22 protein-coding genes and 1 tRNA gene are annotated in these 19,161 nt (G+C 61.7%); 11 read left to right on the forward strand and 12 right to left on the reverse strand.

What is annotated here, in order from left to right; all coding sequences use genetic code 11:
* Positions 1-21: 21 nt before the first annotated feature.
* From B5E41_RS02435 to B5E41_RS02450, 4 genes are all read right to left on the reverse strand, one after another.
* On the reverse strand, positions 22-1,047 hold the full coding sequence (locus tag B5E41_RS02435; RefSeq protein WP_088390804.1) for an esterase-like activity of phytase family protein: 1,026 nt from the start codon (positions 1,045-1,047) through the stop codon (positions 22-24).
* A 24-nt stretch (positions 1,048-1,071) separates the two neighbouring features.
* Positions 1,072-2,973, reverse strand: coding sequence for a cobaltochelatase subunit CobT (gene cobT / locus B5E41_RS02440; RefSeq protein ID WP_088390806.1), 1,902 nt, complete (start codon positions 2,971-2,973; stop codon positions 1,072-1,074).
* A 13-nt stretch (positions 2,974-2,986) separates the two neighbouring features.
* Positions 2,987-3,979, reverse strand: a complete 993-nt coding sequence (gene cobS / locus B5E41_RS02445; protein WP_064805316.1) for a cobaltochelatase subunit CobS — start codon at positions 3,977-3,979, stop codon at positions 2,987-2,989.
* 309 nt (positions 3,980-4,288) lie between these two features.
* Positions 4,289-4,906, reverse strand: a complete 618-nt coding sequence (locus B5E41_RS02450; RefSeq protein ID WP_088390808.1) for a J domain-containing protein — start codon at positions 4,904-4,906, stop codon at positions 4,289-4,291.
* Positions 4,907-5,008: 102 nt separating this feature from the next.
* On the opposite strand from B5E41_RS02450, the gene B5E41_RS02455 reads away from it, so the two are divergent.
* Positions 5,009-5,293 (forward strand): BolA family protein, encoded by a 285-nt coding sequence (locus B5E41_RS02455; protein WP_170965835.1) that lies wholly within the window; start codon positions 5,009-5,011, stop codon positions 5,291-5,293.
* 46 nt (positions 5,294-5,339) lie between these two features.
* Here B5E41_RS02455 and B5E41_RS02460 read toward each other — a convergent pair whose 3' ends face one another.
* The 3 genes from B5E41_RS02460 to B5E41_RS02470 are packed head-to-tail and all read right to left on the reverse strand — an operon-like array spanning position 5,340 to position 8,367.
* The gene (locus B5E41_RS02460; protein ID WP_245303051.1) at positions 5,340-6,602 is read right to left on the reverse strand and encodes an HlyC/CorC family transporter; all 1,263 of its coding nucleotides are present in this window, start codon (positions 6,600-6,602) and stop codon (positions 5,340-5,342) included.
* Between the two features lie 47 nt (positions 6,603-6,649).
* Positions 6,650-7,783 carry a 3-dehydroquinate synthase gene (aroB, locus tag B5E41_RS02465; protein ID WP_088390810.1) on the reverse strand — a complete coding sequence of 378 codons (1,134 nt, stop codon included), beginning with the start codon at positions 7,781-7,783 and terminating at the stop codon, positions 6,650-6,652.
* Positions 7,780-8,367, reverse strand: coding sequence for a shikimate kinase (locus tag B5E41_RS02470; protein ID WP_088390812.1), 588 nt, complete (start codon positions 8,365-8,367; stop codon positions 7,780-7,782). Before B5E41_RS02470 ends, aroB begins: the two co-directional genes overlap by 4 nt.
* Before the next feature lie 148 nt (positions 8,368-8,515).
* Here B5E41_RS02470 and B5E41_RS31580 point away from each other — a divergent pair, with 148 nt between their 5' ends.
* From B5E41_RS31580 to B5E41_RS02495, 5 genes are all read left to right on the forward strand, one after another.
* Positions 8,516-8,692, forward strand: a complete 177-nt coding sequence (locus B5E41_RS31580; RefSeq protein ID WP_088390814.1) for a hypothetical protein — start codon at positions 8,516-8,518, stop codon at positions 8,690-8,692.
* A 5-nt stretch (positions 8,693-8,697) separates the two neighbouring features.
* Positions 8,698-9,651, forward strand: coding sequence for a site-specific tyrosine recombinase XerD (xerD, locus tag B5E41_RS02480; RefSeq protein WP_088390816.1), 954 nt, complete (start codon positions 8,698-8,700; stop codon positions 9,649-9,651).
* A 62-nt stretch (positions 9,652-9,713) separates the two neighbouring features.
* On the forward strand, positions 9,714-10,667 hold the full coding sequence (locus tag B5E41_RS02485) for an acetyl-CoA carboxylase carboxyltransferase subunit alpha (RefSeq protein WP_088390818.1): 954 nt from the start codon (positions 9,714-9,716) through the stop codon (positions 10,665-10,667).
* Between the two features lie 196 nt (positions 10,668-10,863).
* Positions 10,864-12,096 carry a L,D-transpeptidase family protein gene (locus tag B5E41_RS02490; RefSeq protein WP_088390820.1) on the forward strand — a complete coding sequence of 411 codons (1,233 nt, stop codon included), beginning with the start codon at positions 10,864-10,866 and terminating at the stop codon, positions 12,094-12,096.
* Between the two features lie 5 nt (positions 12,097-12,101).
* Complete coding sequence (locus B5E41_RS02495; RefSeq protein WP_012485421.1) at positions 12,102-12,326, forward strand: sulfurtransferase TusA family protein; 225 nt, start codon at positions 12,102-12,104, stop codon at positions 12,324-12,326.
* A gap of 67 nt (positions 12,327-12,393) precedes the next feature.
* Here B5E41_RS02495 and B5E41_RS02500 read toward each other — a convergent pair whose 3' ends face one another.
* Complete coding sequence (locus B5E41_RS02500) at positions 12,394-13,560, reverse strand: CobW family GTP-binding protein (protein ID WP_088390822.1); 1,167 nt, start codon at positions 13,558-13,560, stop codon at positions 12,394-12,396.
* Between the two features lie 28 nt (positions 13,561-13,588).
* Complete coding sequence (locus B5E41_RS02505; protein WP_088390824.1) at positions 13,589-14,722, reverse strand: D-alanyl-D-alanine carboxypeptidase family protein; 1,134 nt, start codon at positions 14,720-14,722, stop codon at positions 13,589-13,591.
* Between the two features lie 158 nt (positions 14,723-14,880).
* On the opposite strand from B5E41_RS02505, the gene B5E41_RS02510 reads away from it, so the two are divergent.
* The 3 genes from B5E41_RS02510 to B5E41_RS32075 all read left to right on the forward strand — a co-directional run bounded on the left by B5E41_RS02510 (position 14,881) and on the right by B5E41_RS32075 (position 16,756).
* A complete protein-coding gene (locus B5E41_RS02510; RefSeq protein ID WP_088390826.1) occupies positions 14,881-16,044 on the forward strand; it encodes a M20 aminoacylase family protein in 1,164 nt (387 codons plus the stop codon).
* Positions 16,045-16,098: 54 nt separating this feature from the next.
* A tRNA-Arg gene (locus B5E41_RS02515) sits at positions 16,099-16,175 on the forward strand.
* A 422-nt stretch (positions 16,176-16,597) separates the two neighbouring features.
* The gene (locus B5E41_RS32075) at positions 16,598-16,756 is read left to right on the forward strand and encodes a DUF982 domain-containing protein (RefSeq protein ID WP_245303049.1); all 159 of its coding nucleotides are present in this window, start codon (positions 16,598-16,600) and stop codon (positions 16,754-16,756) included.
* Positions 16,757-16,885: 129 nt separating this feature from the next.
* Here B5E41_RS32075 and B5E41_RS02525 read toward each other — a convergent pair whose 3' ends face one another.
* Positions 16,886-17,401, reverse strand: coding sequence for a DUF2937 family protein (locus tag B5E41_RS02525; RefSeq protein ID WP_088390828.1), 516 nt, complete (start codon positions 17,399-17,401; stop codon positions 16,886-16,888).
* Positions 17,402-17,547: 146 nt separating this feature from the next.
* On the opposite strand from B5E41_RS02525, the gene B5E41_RS02530 reads away from it, so the two are divergent.
* Together B5E41_RS02530 and B5E41_RS31585 are read left to right on the forward strand one after the other, a co-directional pair.
* Complete coding sequence (locus tag B5E41_RS02530) at positions 17,548-17,808, forward strand: hypothetical protein (RefSeq protein WP_088390830.1); 261 nt, start codon at positions 17,548-17,550, stop codon at positions 17,806-17,808.
* Positions 17,809-17,928: 120 nt separating this feature from the next.
* On the forward strand, positions 17,929-18,081 hold the full coding sequence (locus B5E41_RS31585; protein WP_164517809.1) for a hypothetical protein: 153 nt from the start codon (positions 17,929-17,931) through the stop codon (positions 18,079-18,081).
* 68 nt (positions 18,082-18,149) lie between these two features.
* On the opposite strand, the gene B5E41_RS02535 is transcribed toward B5E41_RS31585, so the two are convergent.
* Together B5E41_RS02535 and B5E41_RS02540 are read right to left on the reverse strand one after the other, a co-directional pair.
* Positions 18,150-18,440 carry a BON domain-containing protein gene (locus B5E41_RS02535; RefSeq protein ID WP_064805340.1) on the reverse strand — a complete coding sequence of 97 codons (291 nt, stop codon included), beginning with the start codon at positions 18,438-18,440 and terminating at the stop codon, positions 18,150-18,152.
* A 61-nt stretch (positions 18,441-18,501) separates the two neighbouring features.
* On the reverse strand, positions 18,502-19,152 hold the full coding sequence (locus B5E41_RS02540) for a hypothetical protein (protein ID WP_088390832.1): 651 nt from the start codon (positions 19,150-19,152) through the stop codon (positions 18,502-18,504).
* Between the last annotated feature and the right edge of the window lie 9 nt (positions 19,153-19,161).

Genomic DNA, 19,161 nt, shown 5'->3' on the forward strand with positions numbered 1-19,161 from the left:
GGATAGCCGAGGCATGTGACGTCAATCTGACGCCGCGCTGAGCACGTGGCGATCGGAGAGCCGGAATTCGAGCATCAGATTACGCTGCAGGATCGAGTGGTTGTCGTCCGACACCATAATGACATGGGTCGTGCCGTCCGCGGCCTGGAACACGTCAAGCCCTTCCATATTGTCGATCTGCGAATTGAAATTGCCTTCGATCAGCAATTCACCATCGACGACGGCCCCCGGCCGGATATCGGCGCCCTTGATGCGCCGAAGCCGCATGCCGATACCTTCGGCCATATTGAACCGCCGCTCCAGGAGCAGCAGGTCGCCGTCCGGCAGGAAGGCACCGTCGGTGACGTCGAAGCTGCCGTCGCGTTTGATCGAGAACAGCCCTTTCAGCGGCCCGTTGAGAATAGCCGCCATCCGGTTGCCCTCGCTGTCGAGACCGCGCTCGGAGACGATGACCACGCCGCTCTTCAACGGACTGGAGGCGGGCGCCACGGCTATGGTTTCGATACCGCGATTGTCGCTCAGCATCTTTCGCGGGATGAGGATCGGCAGGGTCGCGATCGCGCGCGATGCGGCAAATCCGGGATCGGGATAGGCATCGACGCGATGGTTCTGCTCGAAGGAGACCAGAATTCGGTCGCCGTCGAGCGCCAGGCCCTCGGCATCCATATAGCCCTTGCCCTCGAGGCTGCGGCCCGCGCGGTTCTTCATCGGGGTGATCTCGACCTGAGAAAGGCCCGAAAGCTTGCCCCTCGCATCGCGCTCGATGCTGCCGGTCAGCCACTGGCCGGTGTCGAGGACGACGATGAAGTGTTTCTGGTCCGGCCGGAAACGGATGGAGGAAAGCGAGCCGAACAGCGCGCGGCTGGAAACCATCTCCAGCCCGCCGAGAAATTCCAGCGATCCGAACGTCGTCTCCGACGATCCGATCCTGAAATCGGTAATTTGCCGGCCAATGACGGGTATTTCGTCGCCGGCCATCGCCGCGGAAGCGCCCCCTGCCAGGCAAAGCAAGACCGATGCCGCACGGCAGAGGCGCTTGACCATCATTCCACTTGTTTCCTTCCAGGAGCGTCAGCCGGCACGGCGTAGTCGGCCGCCGCGCGGCTGGGCGGATTGATCTTCGAAGAGCGAGGCAAGCTGTTCGGTCATCGCCCCGGCCAGTTCGTCCGCATCAACGATCGTCACGGCGCGGCGATAGTAGCGCGTCACGTCGTGACCGATGCCGATCGCCAGCATTTCGACAGGCGAGCGCGTCTCGATCTGCTCGATGACGGCGCGCAGATGCCGCTCGAGATAATTGCCCGGATTGACCGACAGCGTCGAATCGTCGACCGGCGCGCCGTCCGAGATCATCATGAGAATGCGGCGCTGCTCGCGGCGGGCGAGCAGGCGGTTATGCGCCCAGATCAGCGCCTCGCCATCGATATTTTCCTTGAGCAGGCCTTCGCGCATCATCAACCCGAGATTGGCGCGTGCGCGCCGCCACGGCGCGTCGGCCGATTTGTAGATGATGTGACGCAGGTCGTTGAGACGACCCGGCGTCTGCGGTTTGCCGCCGGCAAGCCAGGTCTCACGCGCCTGCCCGCCCTTCCAGGCCTTGGTCGTAAAGCCGAGAATCTCGACCTTGACGCCGCAGCGTTCCAGCGTGCGGGCGAGAATGTCGGCGCAGGTGGCGGCAACGGTGATCGGCCGGCCGCGCATGGAGCCGGAATTGTCGATGAGCAGGGTGACGACCGTGTCGCGGAACTGTGTGTCGCGCTCCATCTTGAAGGAGAGCGGCTGCATCGGATCGATGATGATGCGCTGCAGCCGGGCCGTATCGAGATAGCCCTCTTCCAGATCGAAATCCCAGGAGCGGTTCTGCTGCGCCATCAGGCGGCGCTGCAGCCGGTTAGCGAGACGCCCGACCGCACCCTGCAGATGCGCCAGCTGCTTGTCGAGAAAGGCACGCAGGCGCTCCAGCTCGGCGGCATCGCAGAGCTCCTCGGCGGTGATGATCTCGTCGAACTCTTCGGTATAGACGTGATAATCGACCTTCTCGTTGAAATCGGCAAAAGGCGTGTTCGGACGGCGGGTCTCGCCCGGCGTTTCCGAATCGTCCTCACCCTCTTCCATCATGTCGTCGTCGGAGATTTCGGCGCCTTCGGTCTCGCCGTCCTCCATCTGCTCGTCGGAGACTTCACTGTCCTCGACGGGCGCGGCATCGGTGCCGGCATCCTCGTCGACCTCGTCCTGGTCCTGCTCATCGCCGCTCGGCTGGTCTTCCTGCTCCGACTGATCGTCATCGTCGGCCTGGCTGTCGTCGTCGCCGTATTCCTCGGCCATCTCCATGGCCGACAACATGTTGCGGATCACCTTGGCGAAGGCCTGCTGGTCGTTGATCGCACCCGACAGGTTATCGAGCTCGGAGCCCGCCTTGTCCTCGATGAAGCCGCGCCAGAGGTCAAGCACCTTGCCGGCCGAGGCCGGCGGGCGTTGGCCGGTCAGCTTCTCGCGCACCATCATGGCGACGGCTTCCCCGATCGGCGCGTCTTCCTGGCGCTCGATGCCGGTGAAATTCGCCTTGGAATATTTCTCTTCCGTCATGGAGCGCAGGTTCGCCGCCACGCCCTCCATGCGCAGTGTCCCGATCGATTCGACACGCGCCTGCTCGACCGCATCGAAGATCGCCCGGGCGTCCGAGCCCTGCGGCGCCATCGTCGTATGCATCTTTTCGTCATGGCAGGCCAGGCGCAACGCCATGGAATCACCGAGCCCGCGGGTGACCGCCAGCTCATGCGCCGTCGGCCGTTTGGAAAGCTCCGGCAGACGGATGCGCTCGCCGGTCATTCCAGGCCGTTCATTGGCGAAGGTCACCTCGACATCGCCGTCGCCGGCGATCGAGCGGACGCAACCGGATATCGCCCGGCGCAACGGCTCGACGTCGACGGGCGCGCCGGGTTTTGCTTTCGAATTGTCACCGCGAGCTGCCATGATCGGTCGGGCCTCAGGCTCCGAGGACGATGTTGGCAGCACTTTCCTTCAGCTCGACGCCGAAGGCGCGCTGATAGTGCTCGGCGACCAGCGGGCGCTCCAGTTCGTCGCACTTGTTGAGGAAGGTGACGCGGAAGGCAAAGGCGAGGTCGCCGAAGATTTCGGCATTCTCGGCCCAGGTAATAACAGTGCGCGGGCTCATGACAGTCGAAAGATCGCCGTTCATGAAGGCGGCGCGCGTCAGATCGGCGACGCGGACCATTTTCGAGACGATCTCTCGCCCTTCCCTGTCCTTGCCGAAGCTCTTCACCTTGGCGGCGACGATGTTCACTTCGTGATCATGCGGCAAGTAGTTCAGCGTCGTCACGATCGACCAGCGGTCCATCTGCGCCTGGTTGATCTGCTGCGTGCCGTGATAGAGGCCCGTGGTGTCACCGAGTCCGATCGTATTGGCGGTGGCAAACAGGCGGAAGGCCGGGTGCGGCCGGATGACGCGGCTCTGATCGAGCAGCGTCAGGCGGCCGGACGATTCCAGCACGCGCTGGATAACGAACATCACGTCGGGTCTGCCCGCGTCATATTCGTCGAAGACGAGCGCGACATTGTGCTGATAGGCCCAGGGCAGGATGCCGTCCTTGAATTCGGTGACCTGCAGCCCGTCCTTGACGACGATCGCGTCCTTGCCGACGAGATCGATACGGCTGACATGGCTGTCGAGGTTGATGCGCACGCAGGGCCAGTTGATGCGCGCCGCCACCTGCTCGATATGCGAGGATTTGCCCGTGCCGTGATAGCCGGAGATCATCACGCGACGGTTATGCGCGAAGCCTGCGAGAATGGCGAGCGTCGTCTCGCGGTCGAACAGGTAGTCCGGATCGAGATCCGGGACATAGGCGTCGCCCTTGCTGTAGGCGGGAACGCGGATGTCGGAGTCGATGCCGAAGGTCTCGCGGACCGAAACGGTGGTATCGGGCAGTTCTGAAATATCGAGGTCGATCTTGCTCATCATGTCTCCAAGGCGGGTGAAGCCACCCGGCCAAACTGTCTCAGGCCATGTCGCAACCGTGACGCCGCGATTCTATTCCGCGCCCGTCCAGGTCGGAACGTCGGCGATACTTCTCCGGGACTGAAACGAAACCTCGGCGGGATAATGACCGCGTGCGAGCATTCTTGAAAGAGTCCCGGACAAGAAACGCCGCGTCCGGAAGGTCGGCCGAGGCGATGTCGGGAAAACACGCAGATAGGAGCCGCGTTTGCCTGCGGCCTCAGCCGATTTGGACCATACCCGATTGAAGCCCAAGAGCAAGGACGGGAATTAACAAAAACCGTTCTGCTTCAACAATTGATAGGCCTGGATGACGGCGCGGAAACGCTCTTCCGAGCCGCGGTCGCCGCCATTGGCATCCGGATGGTGCTTCTTGACCAGTTCCTTGTAGCGGCTCTTGATCTCTGCCGACGTCGCATTGCCGTTGAGGCCCATCGTGTCGAAGGCTTTGCTTTCGAGCGATTTCAGCTTGCGTGTCTGGGGAAAGCGCGGGCCGCTGCCCTTGCCGCCTTCCTTGACGAAGCCGAAGGGATCGCGAACCCGTGTATAGGCGCCGGAGCGCACCTCGGAATGCAGCGGACTGTCCTTGGCCGACTTGTTGACGCCGACGGTCCATGTCGGACGATGGCCGGTGATCGCCTCTTTCTGGTAGCGCGCAATCTCGCCGTCCGAAAGCCCGGAGAAATAATTATAGCCCTTGTTGTATTCCTTGACGTGCTCGAAGCAGAACAAAAAGAACTGGCCTTCCGCATTGCGTCCCACGGGAGCCCGATGCGAGCCTTTTTTGTCGCAGCCGTCCCATTGGCAGGTAGGCGGTGCCTGCTCTGCCTCCTGCTCGCGTTTGCGGCGTGTGCGGATGCGATCGAAATATTTGGAATCAAGTCTCATGGCGGCGCTAATTATGAGGCTGTCGCGAGGCGACAACAAGAATTGACAAATGGGAATGTTGCTGGCTTGGTGGGAACCCTTTTCGCGAAGCAGCAAGACCGGATGATGACCCTGCGGACCCGCATCGAAGAAAAACTTGTCGAAGCCTTCGCGCCCGAACGTCTGAGCGTCGTCGACGAAAGCCATCTGCATGCCGGCCACCAGCCTGACATCACAGGCACCGGCGAAACCCACATGCGGGTGAGGATCGTTTCGGCAAAATTTACCGGTCTCTCCCGTCTGGCGCGCCACCGGGCGATCACCGACCTGTTGAAACCGGAGCTTGATGCCGGCCTGCATGCGCTGGCCGTCGAACCCGCCGCACCCGGCGAACCGACCCGCTGGTAGAGGCACAGCAGCCTATATGGGTATAGGATGCGGGCAATCCAACGGATCACACCGGTTTTGCATCGTCTTCCTGCGCGGGGCGGATGCGCAGCTTGGTGATGCGGTTCTTCTCCCGCTTCATGACGACGAAACGCTTGCCGTAGAAGGTAAAGGCCTGACGCTCTTCCGGGATGGTCATCGATTCATGGATGACGAGGCCGGCGATGGTCGTCGCCTCCTCGTCGGGCAGGTTCCAGTCGAGCGCGCGGTTGAGATCGCGGATCGGCACACTGCCATCGACGACCACCGAGCCGTCCGCCTCCTGACGCACGCCCTGCATCTCGATATCGTGCTCGTCGGAAATGTCGCCGACGATTTCCTCGAGAATATCCTCCAGCGTGACGATGCCCTGCACCTCGCCATATTCGTCGACGACGACGGCGAAATGCTGCTTGCGCCGCAGGAAGGCGTTGAGCTGGTCCTCGAGATTGGTGCTGTCCGGCACGAACCACGGCTTCTGCGCGATCTTCACGATGTCGAGATTCTGCGGCTCCATGTTCGGCTCGGCCAATGCCCGCAGCAGATCCTTGGCGTGGACGACGCCGATGATGTTGTCGATCGTGCCGCGCCAGAGCGGCATGCGCGTATAGGGACTTTCGAGAATGGCGCGCACCACTGCCTCTGGCGGATCGTCGGCATTGATCGCCCGCATCTTGGTGCGATGGACCATGATGTCGGAGAGTTCCAGCTCGCCGAGATCGAGCACGCCGCCGAGGCGGTCGCGATCGGCCTTCACCACCGAACCCTCGCGGTGCAGCAGATCGACGGCGCCGCGCAGCTCCTCATGCGCCGTCAGCATCGATACTTCCCGCGAAAGATTGATGCCGAACAGCGCCAGGATCTGCCGCACGACCGCATTGACCAAGGAAGACACCGGGCCGACGATGGCGACGAAGAGTCTAGTGGGAAGTGCGACGGCAAGCGCGAAGCGTTCCGGTCCCGAGATCGCCCAGCTCTTCGGCAGCACTTCCGCGAAGATGACGAGGATGATGGTCATGGCGAGTGTCGCCAGCGCCACGCCCGAACCGCCGAACAGCCCAAGGAAGAGGCTGGTGGCGATCGAGGAGGAGAGGATGTTGGCAAGATTGTTGCCGATCAGCAGCGTACCGATCAGCCGGTCGCGCCGTTCGATCAGCTGCCGGACCAGACCGGCGCGTTCATCACCGTTGACCTCAAGCGTATGAACGCGGCTGCGCGAAACGGCGGTGAGCGCAGTCTCCGTGCCGGAAAAGAAGGCGGACGTCAGCACGAGCGCCGTGATCGAAAGGATCTCCGGCCATTAGGCCGCGACAAATGTCAGAACGCCTTCGATCGTCGTCAAGGATGTTTTTCCCGGAGAAAGCTGAGCACTTCGGATGCCGGAACATCGTCGGCGACAAAGGACTGGCCGATACCGCGCGTCAGGATGAAGGTGAGCTTGCCGCTCTTGACCTTCTTGTCCTGCGCGATCGCCTCCATCAGCGATTCGGCCGGCGGCAGCTCGCCCGGAATTTCGGCCATGCCGGTCGGCAGGCCGACCTCCTTCAGATGCCGCTCGACGCGCCGTGCATCGTCGGGGCTCGCAAGATTCATGCGTGCGGAAAACTCATGCGCCAGCACCATGCCGATCGCAACACCCTCGCCGTGCACCAGGCGGCGGCTGTCATAGGCGGTCGCCGCTTCCAGCGCATGGCCGAACGTATGGCCGAGATTGAGCAGCGCCCGCTGGCCGGTCTCACGTTCGTCGGCAACGACGACATCGGCTTTCGCCTGGCAGCTGGCAGCGATGGCCTCTATGCGGGCGGAGCCGCCCGTAAACACCGACTTCCAGTTCGCTTCCAGCCAGGCAAAGAAATCCGGTTTGTCGATCAGCCCATACTTTGCGACTTCGGCGTAGCCGGCGCGGAATTCCCGCTCGCTCAGCGTATTCAGCACATCCGTATCGGCCAGGACCAGATCCGGCTGATGGAAGACGCCGATCAGATTCTTGCCGTGGCGGGGGGAATTGATGCCGGTCTTGCCGCCGACGGAGGAATCGACCTGCGCCAGCAGCGAGGTCGGCACCTGCACGAAGCGCACGCCGCGACGGACGATGCCGGCCGCAAAACCCGAGAGGTCACCGATGACGCCGCCGCCGAGCGCGATCACGCAGTCATTGCGCTCGACCCTGGCTTCGAGCACCTTGTCACAGACATCAATAAGATGTTCGAAGCTCTTCGTCTTTTCGCCGGCCGGCAGCACGACCTCGGCCGAGACGATGCCTGCCGCATTCAGGCTCGCGACGACGGCCTCGAGATAAAGCGGTGCGACATTTTCGTCGGTGATGATGGCCGCCTTGCGGCCCTTGAGACGCGAGGCGATCTCGGCGCCGGCCCGCGCAATCAGCCCCGGCCCGATCAGGATGTCGTAGGCGCGTTCGCCGAGCGGCACATGCACTGTCTGGACTGATGAGGTGGAGCTTATCGCATTCATGATGCTGCACTTTCTTTCTGTTCGGCCACGGCCTTCAGCACCTCGTCTGCCATGATTTCCTTGCGCACATCACGCGAGAGTACGGTGAGGTCTGCCTGCGCATAGATCGGATAACGCGCGTTCATCAGGTTTTCGAGGGTCTGCTTCGGATTTTCGGTCTTGAGGAGTGGCCGCGTGTCGCGCTTGTTGACCCGCTCCCAAAGCACGTCGAGGTCCGCCTTCAGCCAGATCGAAAGGCCGCCCTTCTTGATATGCCTGCGCGTGCGGTCGTTGATGAAGGCGCCGCCGCCGGTGGAGACGACACGTGGTCCGCTCTTGAGGAGCCGTTTCATCACCCGCGTTTCCAAAGCCCGGAACTCTTCCTCGCCATAGGCTGCGAACAGTTCGGCGATTGTCATGCGCGACACCCGCTCGATTTCATGATCGCTGTCGATGAAGGGAATGCCGAGTTGGCTGGCGACGATACGCCCAACGGAGGATTTACCGGCGCCCATCAGGCCGACGAGGACCAGATTGCGTGAACCGAGCGCAGCGCGAGCTCTGTCTTTCAGGCTGTCAGCAACGGTCAGCAGTGGGTCACTCATCGGTCCATTCACACTTTGTTTGCAAACCGTATCGACAAATGCAGGTGGAGCGTCAAGTCGCGGACAAGGGAATCATGGCTTGAATAGCGCTTCTTGCACTTGCGAATACGCTTCTTATAACAGAAGCAGAGCATGAAGGAGTTGCCGGATGCCGACCCTGTTCCGTTTCCTGTTCTTCTGCGCGATCCTCGCCGGGACGGTTTACGGAGCGATGTGGGCGCTCGTGACCTTCGTGGAGCCCGAGCCGCGCGACGTGACGATCCGTATCCCCTCCGAGCGGGTCAACCCGCCGGCGACGGGCACGATCGACACGACCGGGAAGTGAGTGAGATGATGGATCTAAGCCGCGTCCACGTGGAATCCTTCCTGGAAATGATGAGCGCCGAACGTGGGGCTGCCGCCAACACCCTGCAATCCTACCAGCGCGACCTCGACGATGTCAGCGCTTTCCTGAACGGCCGCAGCATAAGGTTGACCGAAGCCGGCTCCACCGATCTGGCCGCCTATCTCGCCTCGCTGGCGCGCCAGGGCTTCAAGCCCTCCTCGCAGGCGCGCCGGCTTGCGGCCATGCGGCAATTCTACAAGTTCCTCTATGCCGAGGGCCTGCGCACCGACGACCCCACAGGCGTTCTCGACGCGCCGAAGAAGGGGCGTCCACTGCCGAAGACGATGGGGGTCGAGGAGGTCGGCCGCCTGCTGTCCCAAGCGCAGACCGAGGCCGACGATCCGGCTCCGGGCCAGTTGCAGCGCCTGCGCATGCTGGCGCTGCTGGAACTGCTCTATGCCACAGGCATGCGCGTCAGCGAACTCGTCTCGCTTCCCGCCCGCGTGCTCGACCAGGAGGGGCGCTTCCTGATGATCCGCGGCAAGGGCAACAAGGAGCGGCTGGTGCCGCTGTCGCACTCGGCGATCGCGGCCCTGAAGTCGTATGGGCGGCGGCTGGCCGCCGAAACCGCCGCGGCGAAGGAGCCGCAGGAAAGCCCTTGGCTGTTTCCCGCCGCCTCCAAGGAGGGATATCTGCCGCGCCAGGTTTTCGCACGCGACCTTAAAAACCTGGCGATCCGCGCCGGCCTGACGCCGTCCCTGATCTCGCCGCATGTCATGCGCCACGCCTTTGCCAGCCACCTGCTTGCCAACGGCGCCGATCTGCGCGTCGTGCAGGAACTCCTCGGCCATTCGGACATTTCGACCACACAGATCTACACACATGTGCTCGAAGAGCGGCTGCAGCAGCTCGTCCAGACGCATCACCCCCTTGCCAAACAGGCGAAAAAGCACGAATAGGACCGGCGACAAGGGGCGGAGCCAGGAAAACGCCCCGGGCACAAGGAACGGAAACGCACCTCATGCACAATTATCTCGACTTCGAAAAGCCGATCTCCGACCTCGAAGGCAAGATCATCGAGCTGAAGAAGCTCGCATCGGAAGACGAGAGCATCGACACCACCGATGAGATCGGCAGGCTGGAGGTTCGCGTCCGCGAAGCGATCGTCGAAATCTATTCCAAGCTCAATGCCTGGCAGAAGACGCAGGTTGCCCGCCATCCACAGCGCCCGCATTTCGTCGATTACGCCAAGACGCTGTTCCAGGAATTCACGCCGCTTGCCGGCGACCGCAAGTTTTCCGAGGACGCTGCGATCCAGGCGGGGCTTGCCCGCTTTCGCGGTCAGCCCGTCGCCGTCATCGGCCAGGAAAAGGGCAACGACACCAAGTCCCGCCTGAAACATAATTTCGGCAGCCCCCGGCCGGAAGGCTACCGCAAGGCGATCCGCATCCTCGAGATGGCCGACCGTTTCGGCCTGCCGGTGATTTCTCTGGTGGATACGGCCGGCGCCTATCCCGGCGTCGGCGCCGAAGAGCGCGGCCAGGCCGAGGCAATCGCCCGCTCGACGGAAATGTGCCTCGGCGTCAAGATTCCCCTGGTTTCCGTCGTCATCGGCGAGGGCGGCTCCGGCGGCGCGATCGCGATCGCCACCGGCAACAGGGTCTATATGCTCGAACATTCGATCTACAGCGTCATTTCGCCGGAAGGGGCGGCCTCCATCCTCTGGCGCGATTCCACCCGCGCCCGCGAGGCGGCGACCAACATGAAGATCACAGCCGAAGACCTGAAATCGCTCGGCGTCATCGACGGCATCATTTCCGAGCCGCTCGGCGGCGCCCATCGCGATCCCGACAGCGTCATCGCCGCGACCGGCGACGTGATCGCCAATGCGCTCGGCGAAATGGCATCGCGTTCCGGCGAACAGCTGCGCAATGAGCGGCGTCAGAAATTCCTCAATATGGGCCGCAACCTCTAAGACAAGTTGCACCTTTCAGCGATTGGGGCCAAATCTTGGCCACATTGATATTATCTGTAACATTCGCGCTTGCGGGGATGTTCGAGGCACGTCATAGGCTGGTAAGGTTTTATAAAGTATAAACCGCCTATGATTCCTTCCAATGCCCGAACTCCATAGGCGGACCGGGTCGCACTATCTTTATGGGCTAATTTGGATGCGCATACGTCATTTTGCCTATGTTTCCCTCATGGCGCTGGCTCTGACCGGCTGCAATGACACGTTGGAAACCGCGCAGGTCGATCTCTCCAAGGTCAAGAACAAGGTCGAGCAGCCGCTCCCTCCCCATATCCTCAACGCCATGGCCGCCAAGGGCATGGACCGCAATTCGCCCATCATGATCCGCATCTTCAAGGAAGAAGGTGCTATGGAGATCTGGAAAGCGAAGACCGACAACCGTTTTGACAAGATTGCCGATTACAAGATCTGCGCCTGGTCCGGCCGCCTCGGTCCGAAGGTCAAGACCGGCGATCGGCAGGCGCCGGAAGGCTTCTACGAGCTGACGCGCGCCAACCTGAATCCCAATTCCAAATATTATCTCGCGATCAACACCGGCTTCCCGAACCGCTACGACGCGGTGAACGGCCGCACCGGCTCCGATCTGATGATCCACGGCGCCTGCTCGTCCTCCGGCTGCTATTCGATGACCGACCAGCAGGTGCTGGAGATCTATGCCTTTGCCCGCGACGCTTTCAAGGGCGGCCAATCGACGGTGCAGCTGCAGGCCTTCCCCTTCCGCATGACGGCGGAAAACATGGTCAAGCATCGGCTTGACCCGAACTACGACTTCTGGAAGATGCTGAAGGTCGGCTACGACAATTTCGAAGTGACGAAGCGGCCGCCCGAGGTGAACGTCTGCGAGAAGAAATATGTCTTCAACCAGCAGGCAGCCGATGGCGGCGCCTTCAACGCCGCCGGCAAATGCCCTGTCATGTCGACGCCGCCGGCGCTGACGGCCGCCCTTGCCTCCTACGGCAAAACCTATGACGCCGACTATGCCAAGGCGATGAGCAAATATGACGGCATGGCCTGGTACGACCCATCCGAAGCCGAGCGCAAAGCGGTGGTCGCCAAGCTGCGCAAGGGCCGCGAACTCGCCTTCGCGCCGACCGGCACCTCGCTCGAAGCCGGCCGCATGGTCAAGGTCGCCGAACTGGAAGACCTGATGGCCAAGCGCACGACGCAGAGCCTCACCGCCAACTCCGCGGCCGGCGCCACACCCGCAACGCCGGCCCAGCCGCAGGCAACGACCGTTGCCGCCGCGGCGCCTGCGGTCGTGCCGGTGCCGATGCAGAATCCGCTCGCCTATACCGCGCCCGCGCCCGAACCGCAGGAGACGGCAGAAGCCGCGGCAAAGAAGCCGTTCTGGAAATTCTGGGCGCGGAACTGAACGGCTTGAACCCCGTTCTCTACGATCTTCGCGGCCTGAAATGCCCACTCCCCGTGATGAAGACACGCCGGAAGCTTGCCGCCATGGCCAGCGGCGCGCTCATCCTCGTCGATACCAGCGACCCGCTGGCGGTGATCGACATGCCGCATTTCTGCAATGAGGACGGCCACGAACTGGTCGAGACGGAAAAGACCGAGAGCGGTCATCGCTTCCTGATCCGCAAGCGGTAAAACATGTCGCCAGCACATCGGCCTGAAAATCGGACTCGATTTTCGGATAGCACGATGCGGCGCGCCTTTAGATGCGCAAACCCGGAATGGCGAGAGGGTTGTCGGACAGCGCCTGACGATCCGGTGTATCGATCCGCGGCTTGCCTAGGAAGGCGTCAAAGAGATCCTTCACGAAGGCCTCGGGCAGGTCCTTGGTGATCAGCACCATGCGCGTGCGCCGGTCTTGCGGATCCGGCCACGCCGGTAGCCGCACCGGCGGGTGGAAGATGCTCTGGACGCCGTGCAGCACCAGCGGCCGTTCCGGCCGATCGGAGACGGATACGATCGCCTTCATCCGCAACAGCTTTTCGCCATGGGCCGAACGCAGCAGATCGACGAACATTTCGAGCGCCATTGGATCGATCGGCTTCTCTTCGACGATGGAGAAAGACCGGATCGAGGCATCGTGACGATTGACGTCGTGCGGATCCTGACCCGCATGGTGATCATGGCGGTGGCCATGGTGATGGTGAGCGCCATCGTGATCATGATCGTGGCCGCGATTGTGGTGATGCGCCTCATGCGCATCCTCGTCCTGCAGCCAGCGGCCGACATCGGCGATCTTCGTCGCCGGATCATAGAGCCCGTTCACCAACACGGCAGCGCTGCCGGCCTCGGTACCGTCGGCATCCATCATCGCGGTGCGCGGATTGAGCGTCCGCAGGCGCTGTTCCAGCTCCGCCGTTACACCGGCCATCGATGTCTTCGAGACGATCAGCCGGTCGGCGACGGCCGCCTGTTTGCGCGCTTCCTCGTGATTGTCGAGCGTCTGCAGCCCGTTGACCGCATCGACGACGGTCACGACGCCGTCGAGCTCGAAATTCGCGGCAATGACAGGATTGCCCATGATCGCCTGCATGACTGGCGCCGGATCGGCAAGGCCGGTCGTTTCGATGACGACGCGTTTCACCGGTTTGACGCGGCCGGTCTGCACGGCATCCATCAGGTTCGCCAGCGTATCGACAAGCTCGCCGCGCACCGTGCAGCAGAGGCAGCCGTCGGATAACTCGATGATCGAGTCGCCGGAACTTTCGACCAGCAGATGGTCGATGCCGACATCACCAAATTCGTTGATGATGACAGCCGCATCCTTCATGTCAGGGTCTTTGAGGATGCGGTTCAGCAGCGTCGATTTGCCGGCGCCGAGAAAGCCGGTCAGGATGGTGACCGGAATCCTGTCGTTGAGCGCGCTCATCTCATTTTACCTTGAAAACGATCTAATCTTAGAACGAGGTCGGACGCGGCATCGGCACCGGCACGTTGGCGATGCCTCCGGCCGTGTCGCCGGTCGCGACCTTTTCCGGCTGCTGCGCCGGCTGCGGATCCTGCCCCGGAATGAGGCCGGCGAAGACGAATTGCGGGTCGTGGTCCATTTCGAGAATATAGGGCGAGTGCACCTTCATGCGGCCGACCTCGTCTCGCGTTTCGCTGCGCACCTTGGCGCCCTTGGCGCTGCAGATATCGGCGGTAATGTCGGTCACCTGGTCTTGTCCCGGCCCGTAGGGCTTCAGCGAACCGAGCGTCTCGTTTCCGGGAAACTGCGTCGTAAAGCCCTTCTGCAAAAGGTTCGCCGTCGCATCGGCACGCGCCGCCAGACTGTCGGTGCCGAGCACGACGGAGACGAGGGTGCGGCCGTTGCGTGTCGCCGAACCGATCTGGTTGAAGCCCGAGGCGCAGATGAAACCGGTCTTCATGCCGTCGGCGCCGGCGAAACGGCCGATCAGCATATTGAGGTTCGGCACGTTTTGCTGGCCGGTGGTGAAGCCTTCGAGCGCGAAATAGCTGGCATATTGCGGAAAATCGCGGCGCAGCGCCACCGTCAGCACCGCCAGGTCGCGCGCCGTCGTATACTGCCCCTTGCCCGGCAGGCCATTCGGATTGACGAAATGCGAATCCGTCATGCCGAGCTTCAGCGCCTCGCCGTTCATCCGGGTCACGAAACCTTCCTGCGTACCGCCGACGGCTTCTGCGACCGCAACCGCGATATCGTTGGCTGATTTCACCATCAGGATCTTCAACGCACTGTCGAGCGTCAGCTTCTGGCCCGGTTTGAAATACATCTTGGCGGCTGGCTGTGCGGCGGCGCGTTTGCTCATGACGATGGGCGTATCGAGGCTGATCTGACCGGCGCGGATCGCATCGAAGACGGTATAGACGGTCATCAGCTTGGTGAGCGAGGCCGGATACCACTTGCGGAAGGCTTCTTCGTGTTCGAGGACTCGGCCTGTCTGCACGTCGACGAGAATATGGGGATTGGCCTGAACGAGCGAAACGGAGGCGACAAAAGCGGCAGTCGCGGCAATCATGAAACGAAACGGCCGCATGGCGGCAAACAAACGGAAGTGGCTCGTCGACACGGTTCGTCCTTCAGATGTCCGGAAAATCTCGCAACCTTCATCTATCTAGCCTATATGGCTATGACATGGCAAAGGTCATTGACGAAGTAATTTGCATGGGCCTCACGCCCTTTTGAAGCGACGAACGATTGTCGGGATTTGATAACAGGAAAGCCAATATGCCGATTTTGAACAGAGCCGCCGAATTGCAGGACGAAGTCGCCGAATGGCGCCGCCATATCCATGCCCGGCCCGAGCTTCTTTTCGCGGTGGAAAACACGGCCGCTTTCGTCACTGAAAAACTCAGGGAATTCGGGGTCGACGAGATCGTCACCGGCATCGGCCGCACCGGCGTCGTCGGCCTGATCAAGGGCAAGGGCGAAGGCCGCCGCACGATCGGCCTGCGCGCCGACATGGATGCCCTGCCGCTGACCGAAGTCACCGGCAAGCCGTGGGCTTCGAAGACACCCGGCAAGATGCATGCCTGCGGCCATGACGGCCATACGGCCATGCTGCTCGGCGCCGCGAAATATCTCGCCGAAACCCGCAATTTCAACGGCAATGTCGCCGTCATCTTCCAGCCCGCCGAAGAAGGCGGCGGCGGCGGCAATCTGATGGTCAAGGATGGCATGATGGAGCGCTTCGAAATCGAAGAGGTCTACGGCATGCACAACCTGCCGGGCCTGCCCGTCGGACAGTTCGCGATCCGCAAGGGCGCCATCATGGCGGCGACCGACGAATTCACCGTCACCATCAAGGGCCGCGGCGGCCACGCCGCCCAGCCGCACCGGACGATCGACCCGATCGCCATCGCCGCCCAGATCGTCGGCAATCTGCAGATGATCGCCTCGCGCACCGCTGATCCGATCAGCTCTGTCGTCGTCTCGGTGACCAAGTTCAATGCCGGTTTCGCCCATAACGTCATCCCCAATGACGCGACCTTCGCCGGCACCGTGCGCACCCTCGATGGCGAGATGCGCACGCTCGCCGAGACGCGTTTCCGGCAGATCATCGAAGGCCTGGTCGCAGCCCACGGCGCCGATGCCGAGATCAGCTTCAACCGCAACTACCCCGTCACCGTCAACCATCCCGAGGAAACCGAGCATGCGGTGGCCGTCGCCAGCGCCATTGCCGGCGAGGCCAACGTCAATGCCGAAATCGATCCGATGATGGGCGGCGAGGACTTTTCCTACATGCTCAACGCCCGCCCCGGCGCCTTCATCTTCATCGGCAACGGCGACAGCGCCGGCCTGCACAACCCGGCCTACGACTTCAACGACGAAGCCATCGCCCACGGCATCTCCTACTGGGTCCGGCTCGCCGAACAACGCCTTGGCCTTTGACAAGAATTAAGGCTTGGCTTCGCGCCAAGCCTTTTGTATGCATGGCGTGCAAGTGGTCCCGTAGCTCAGCAGGATAGAGCATCAGATTCCTAATCTGGGGGTCGCGCGTTCGAATCGCGCCGGGATCACCACTATCAAACAATCTACATCGAAATGTTGCCGCCGCATGTCGCAATCGTTTTGCAGCTGCTTCCGTTGATTTCCAAGGATTCAAATGAGGCAGCGGCAAGCGGCTCAATACTGGCTGACATCGGATTTCTCCGGCTTATACCTTCAAAGATGATGTCGAGTTCGGCTGTGAGCATCCCCGTTCAAGATGCATTGTGCCCTCTTCCGAGGTGCCAATTCATTGCCTTTCGATGCCATGCCAGCTTTTGCGTAAACCGTCGCGCGCAGTGGCACGCCCCTTGCACCGTTAACAATATGCCATGCCATCAGGAGTATTGTGTAATGGAATGGGGCACTTCGATCGATTTCGATCCCGTCATTCTTCTCTTTAAGAACCCGGAACGGCTTTTTCCATCAGGACGGCCGTGGGGCCGCCAACGCGCTGATGAACGAGTTCCCGCACGACGACGGAAAGGAGTTCCTTGCTGCGATTGAAATCTGCCTGGACGTCGTGAAGGGTAACGTTAAACCTGAGCGACTGAGGGCGGCGATTATTCGCGCCGCGGACGAAGCTGGCGTAACGGCCATCGCCGTTCTTCATTGAGCTAGGCAGAGCGTCGTGCAGCGGCCGCTTGCTTTAAGTCGTCTGCTTCCTCGCATGCTGGGGGAGAAGTGGAATGACTGATCTCGTCTTAAAGATGGGCAGCAGGGCGGCGCCTGACTCCGTATATGCTCACGGCACCTGACGATAGACTCGTCGGCGTCCAACGCGTCGTGCCCCCAATCCCAGCAGCGCCGCCACAACCGATCCGCCGACAAAACCGATTGCGCCCCAGACGAGGCCGGCAAAGCTCATCGGCACCCCGGGCACGAAGTCGCGCCAGGTATTGGCGAAAACGACATCATCCGCATTCCTCAGCAGCACGAAGGGCTTGGCGACTGGGGCGGCGGTGCCGAGTTTCAGTTGCTGCGACTGCAGTTCTTCGTAACGCGCGATCGTGCTCTGCATCGAGACGCCGCGGTCGCGCAGGAAATCGTCGGAAGATTGGGCATAGGCGTTCAACGCCTCCTGGCGGTCGAGATGGTGCTGGGCGGCTTGGCGGTTGAAGTCCTCGACAATGACACGCAGTTCATCGATCGCCCCGCCAATCCGCTGGCGATATTGCTGCGCAAATTCCGGCGCTTGCGAAAACACCGTGCCGCCGGCAAGTCCGGAGACAATGGCGATGATCTTTGCAATCCGTCCCACGATCGTGGCCTCCGGCTGTTCCCTGCGCTAACGATCCGCGGCCGCAAAGGTTTCTGCCTTCGATACAATCGGTAACGCTATGTGATTGAACCGGCGGCGCTTCCGGCGAGTTGAGACTATGATCAACTCAGAAAGAGAGGCTCGTCATGAGACAGTTCATTCTTGCTTGCACGCTCGCTGCAGCGTCCGTCCTTTCCGCCATGCCGTCCCAGGCGGCCAGCGTGACGATCACCACGGATAACCCGCGTCCTTATTATAGCGATTCGGAAGGCAGCTATTATCGCCACCACCGGCCCTACTATCGCCATCACATGATGCGCCGCGTCTCCGATGATTGCTTCACCAAGACGGAAAGAATCCGCCGTCACGGCCATACGATTATCAAGGAGACCCGGATCTGCCGATAAGGCAGTGTCTATGCACGAAAAGCCCGGCCGCTCCTCCCGTGGTCGGGCCTTTCCTCTGACTTCGCCATCAGGAACTTCGCGACATCGGCCGCGTTTATCGCGAAAATGGGAGAACGCATCATGCGTATCAAGATGACTCTTTTGGCAATCGCCTATGTCGCCGTCAGCGCTCTGCTGCTTGCCATCGCCTATCAGCCGCAGGGGCCGGTGACCGCAGCGAAGACCGATCGCCTGGAAGGTTCATCCTTCCTCGTCGAGCGCTTCGCAGGTTGATCAGCCGAGCGCCGGCGTAACAGCGTGCGGCCGGCAAGACCGGCGATCGCAAGCGAGTTTTGATAATATCAATGCGGGTCGCCCCTAGCAGATCCGCTGAGCAGGATTCGGTTCTGCACCGCGGTCACGCCTTCCACCGCCCTGGCGACGGCGGTTGCCCGTTCGATCTCCCCGACCGTACCGACAGTGCCTGTCAACACGACCTGATCTTCCTCCATCGTCACTTCCACATCCGACGCATCGATGCCGCCGGCAATTGCCAATGCATTGGCGACGGCGGCCTCGAGAGATGCGCGATTGGCGATCTCCGCTTCCATTTCGGGCGCAAGCCCGTGAAATGTCGGCTCTTTGAAAACCATATTCCGTTCCTCCGAAAAACCTGAAGAAGAAACGCCACCGGCCTCGTTTGGTTTCGTACCGCTACCACTGCACGCGATAGCGAAGATTGACGCTACCGACCTCATCGGGCGAGAACGGATTGCTGACCGAGGCATCGAGGTTAAGATTAGGCAGGATCGCCTGGTTGACCGCCACCGTACTCGAGAAGTCGCCGCTGGCATTGCTGATGCCTGCGCCGGCCGAAAGCGAGGTTCCCGTCCAGGGATGGATCAATTTCAGCGCCTGCGACGCCGTCACCGAAGTCTCCCTGGCGTCGACCGGGTCGTAACGGACGCTGACGGAGCGGCTCGATTGCATGTCGAGCGAATCCGAGAGGATCCAGCTGCGCGAGCGGCTGAGCGTCAGCGCGCCGCTGCCGCGCAGCGTATCGACGCTGACCCTGGCGCCCTGCTGTGATTGACCTGCCGGCGTGACACTCGTCTTGCTGATCCTGCCCCAGAGCATGGCCTGTTCGGAATCGGGCAGCGGCGCACCGCCTTTTGTCGCTGCCAATGCGAGGTCGGCGCCGGCGCTGGTCTCCCATTCCGCCGGCAGACGAAAACCCACCGTCGCCTTGTACGACCGATCCGAAACCTTGGCAGGCGACCAGATCAGCAGGTCGTCCGCCTTTGCAGCCACGCTCAGCGAAGACAGGATGGCGAAAAGAAGGATGGCTATTCTGAATATCGTCATGTGATCCGA

It is taken from the genome of Rhizobium esperanzae (assembly GCF_002204185.1).
Lineage (GTDB): Bacteria > Pseudomonadota > Alphaproteobacteria > Rhizobiales > Rhizobiaceae > Rhizobium > Rhizobium esperanzae.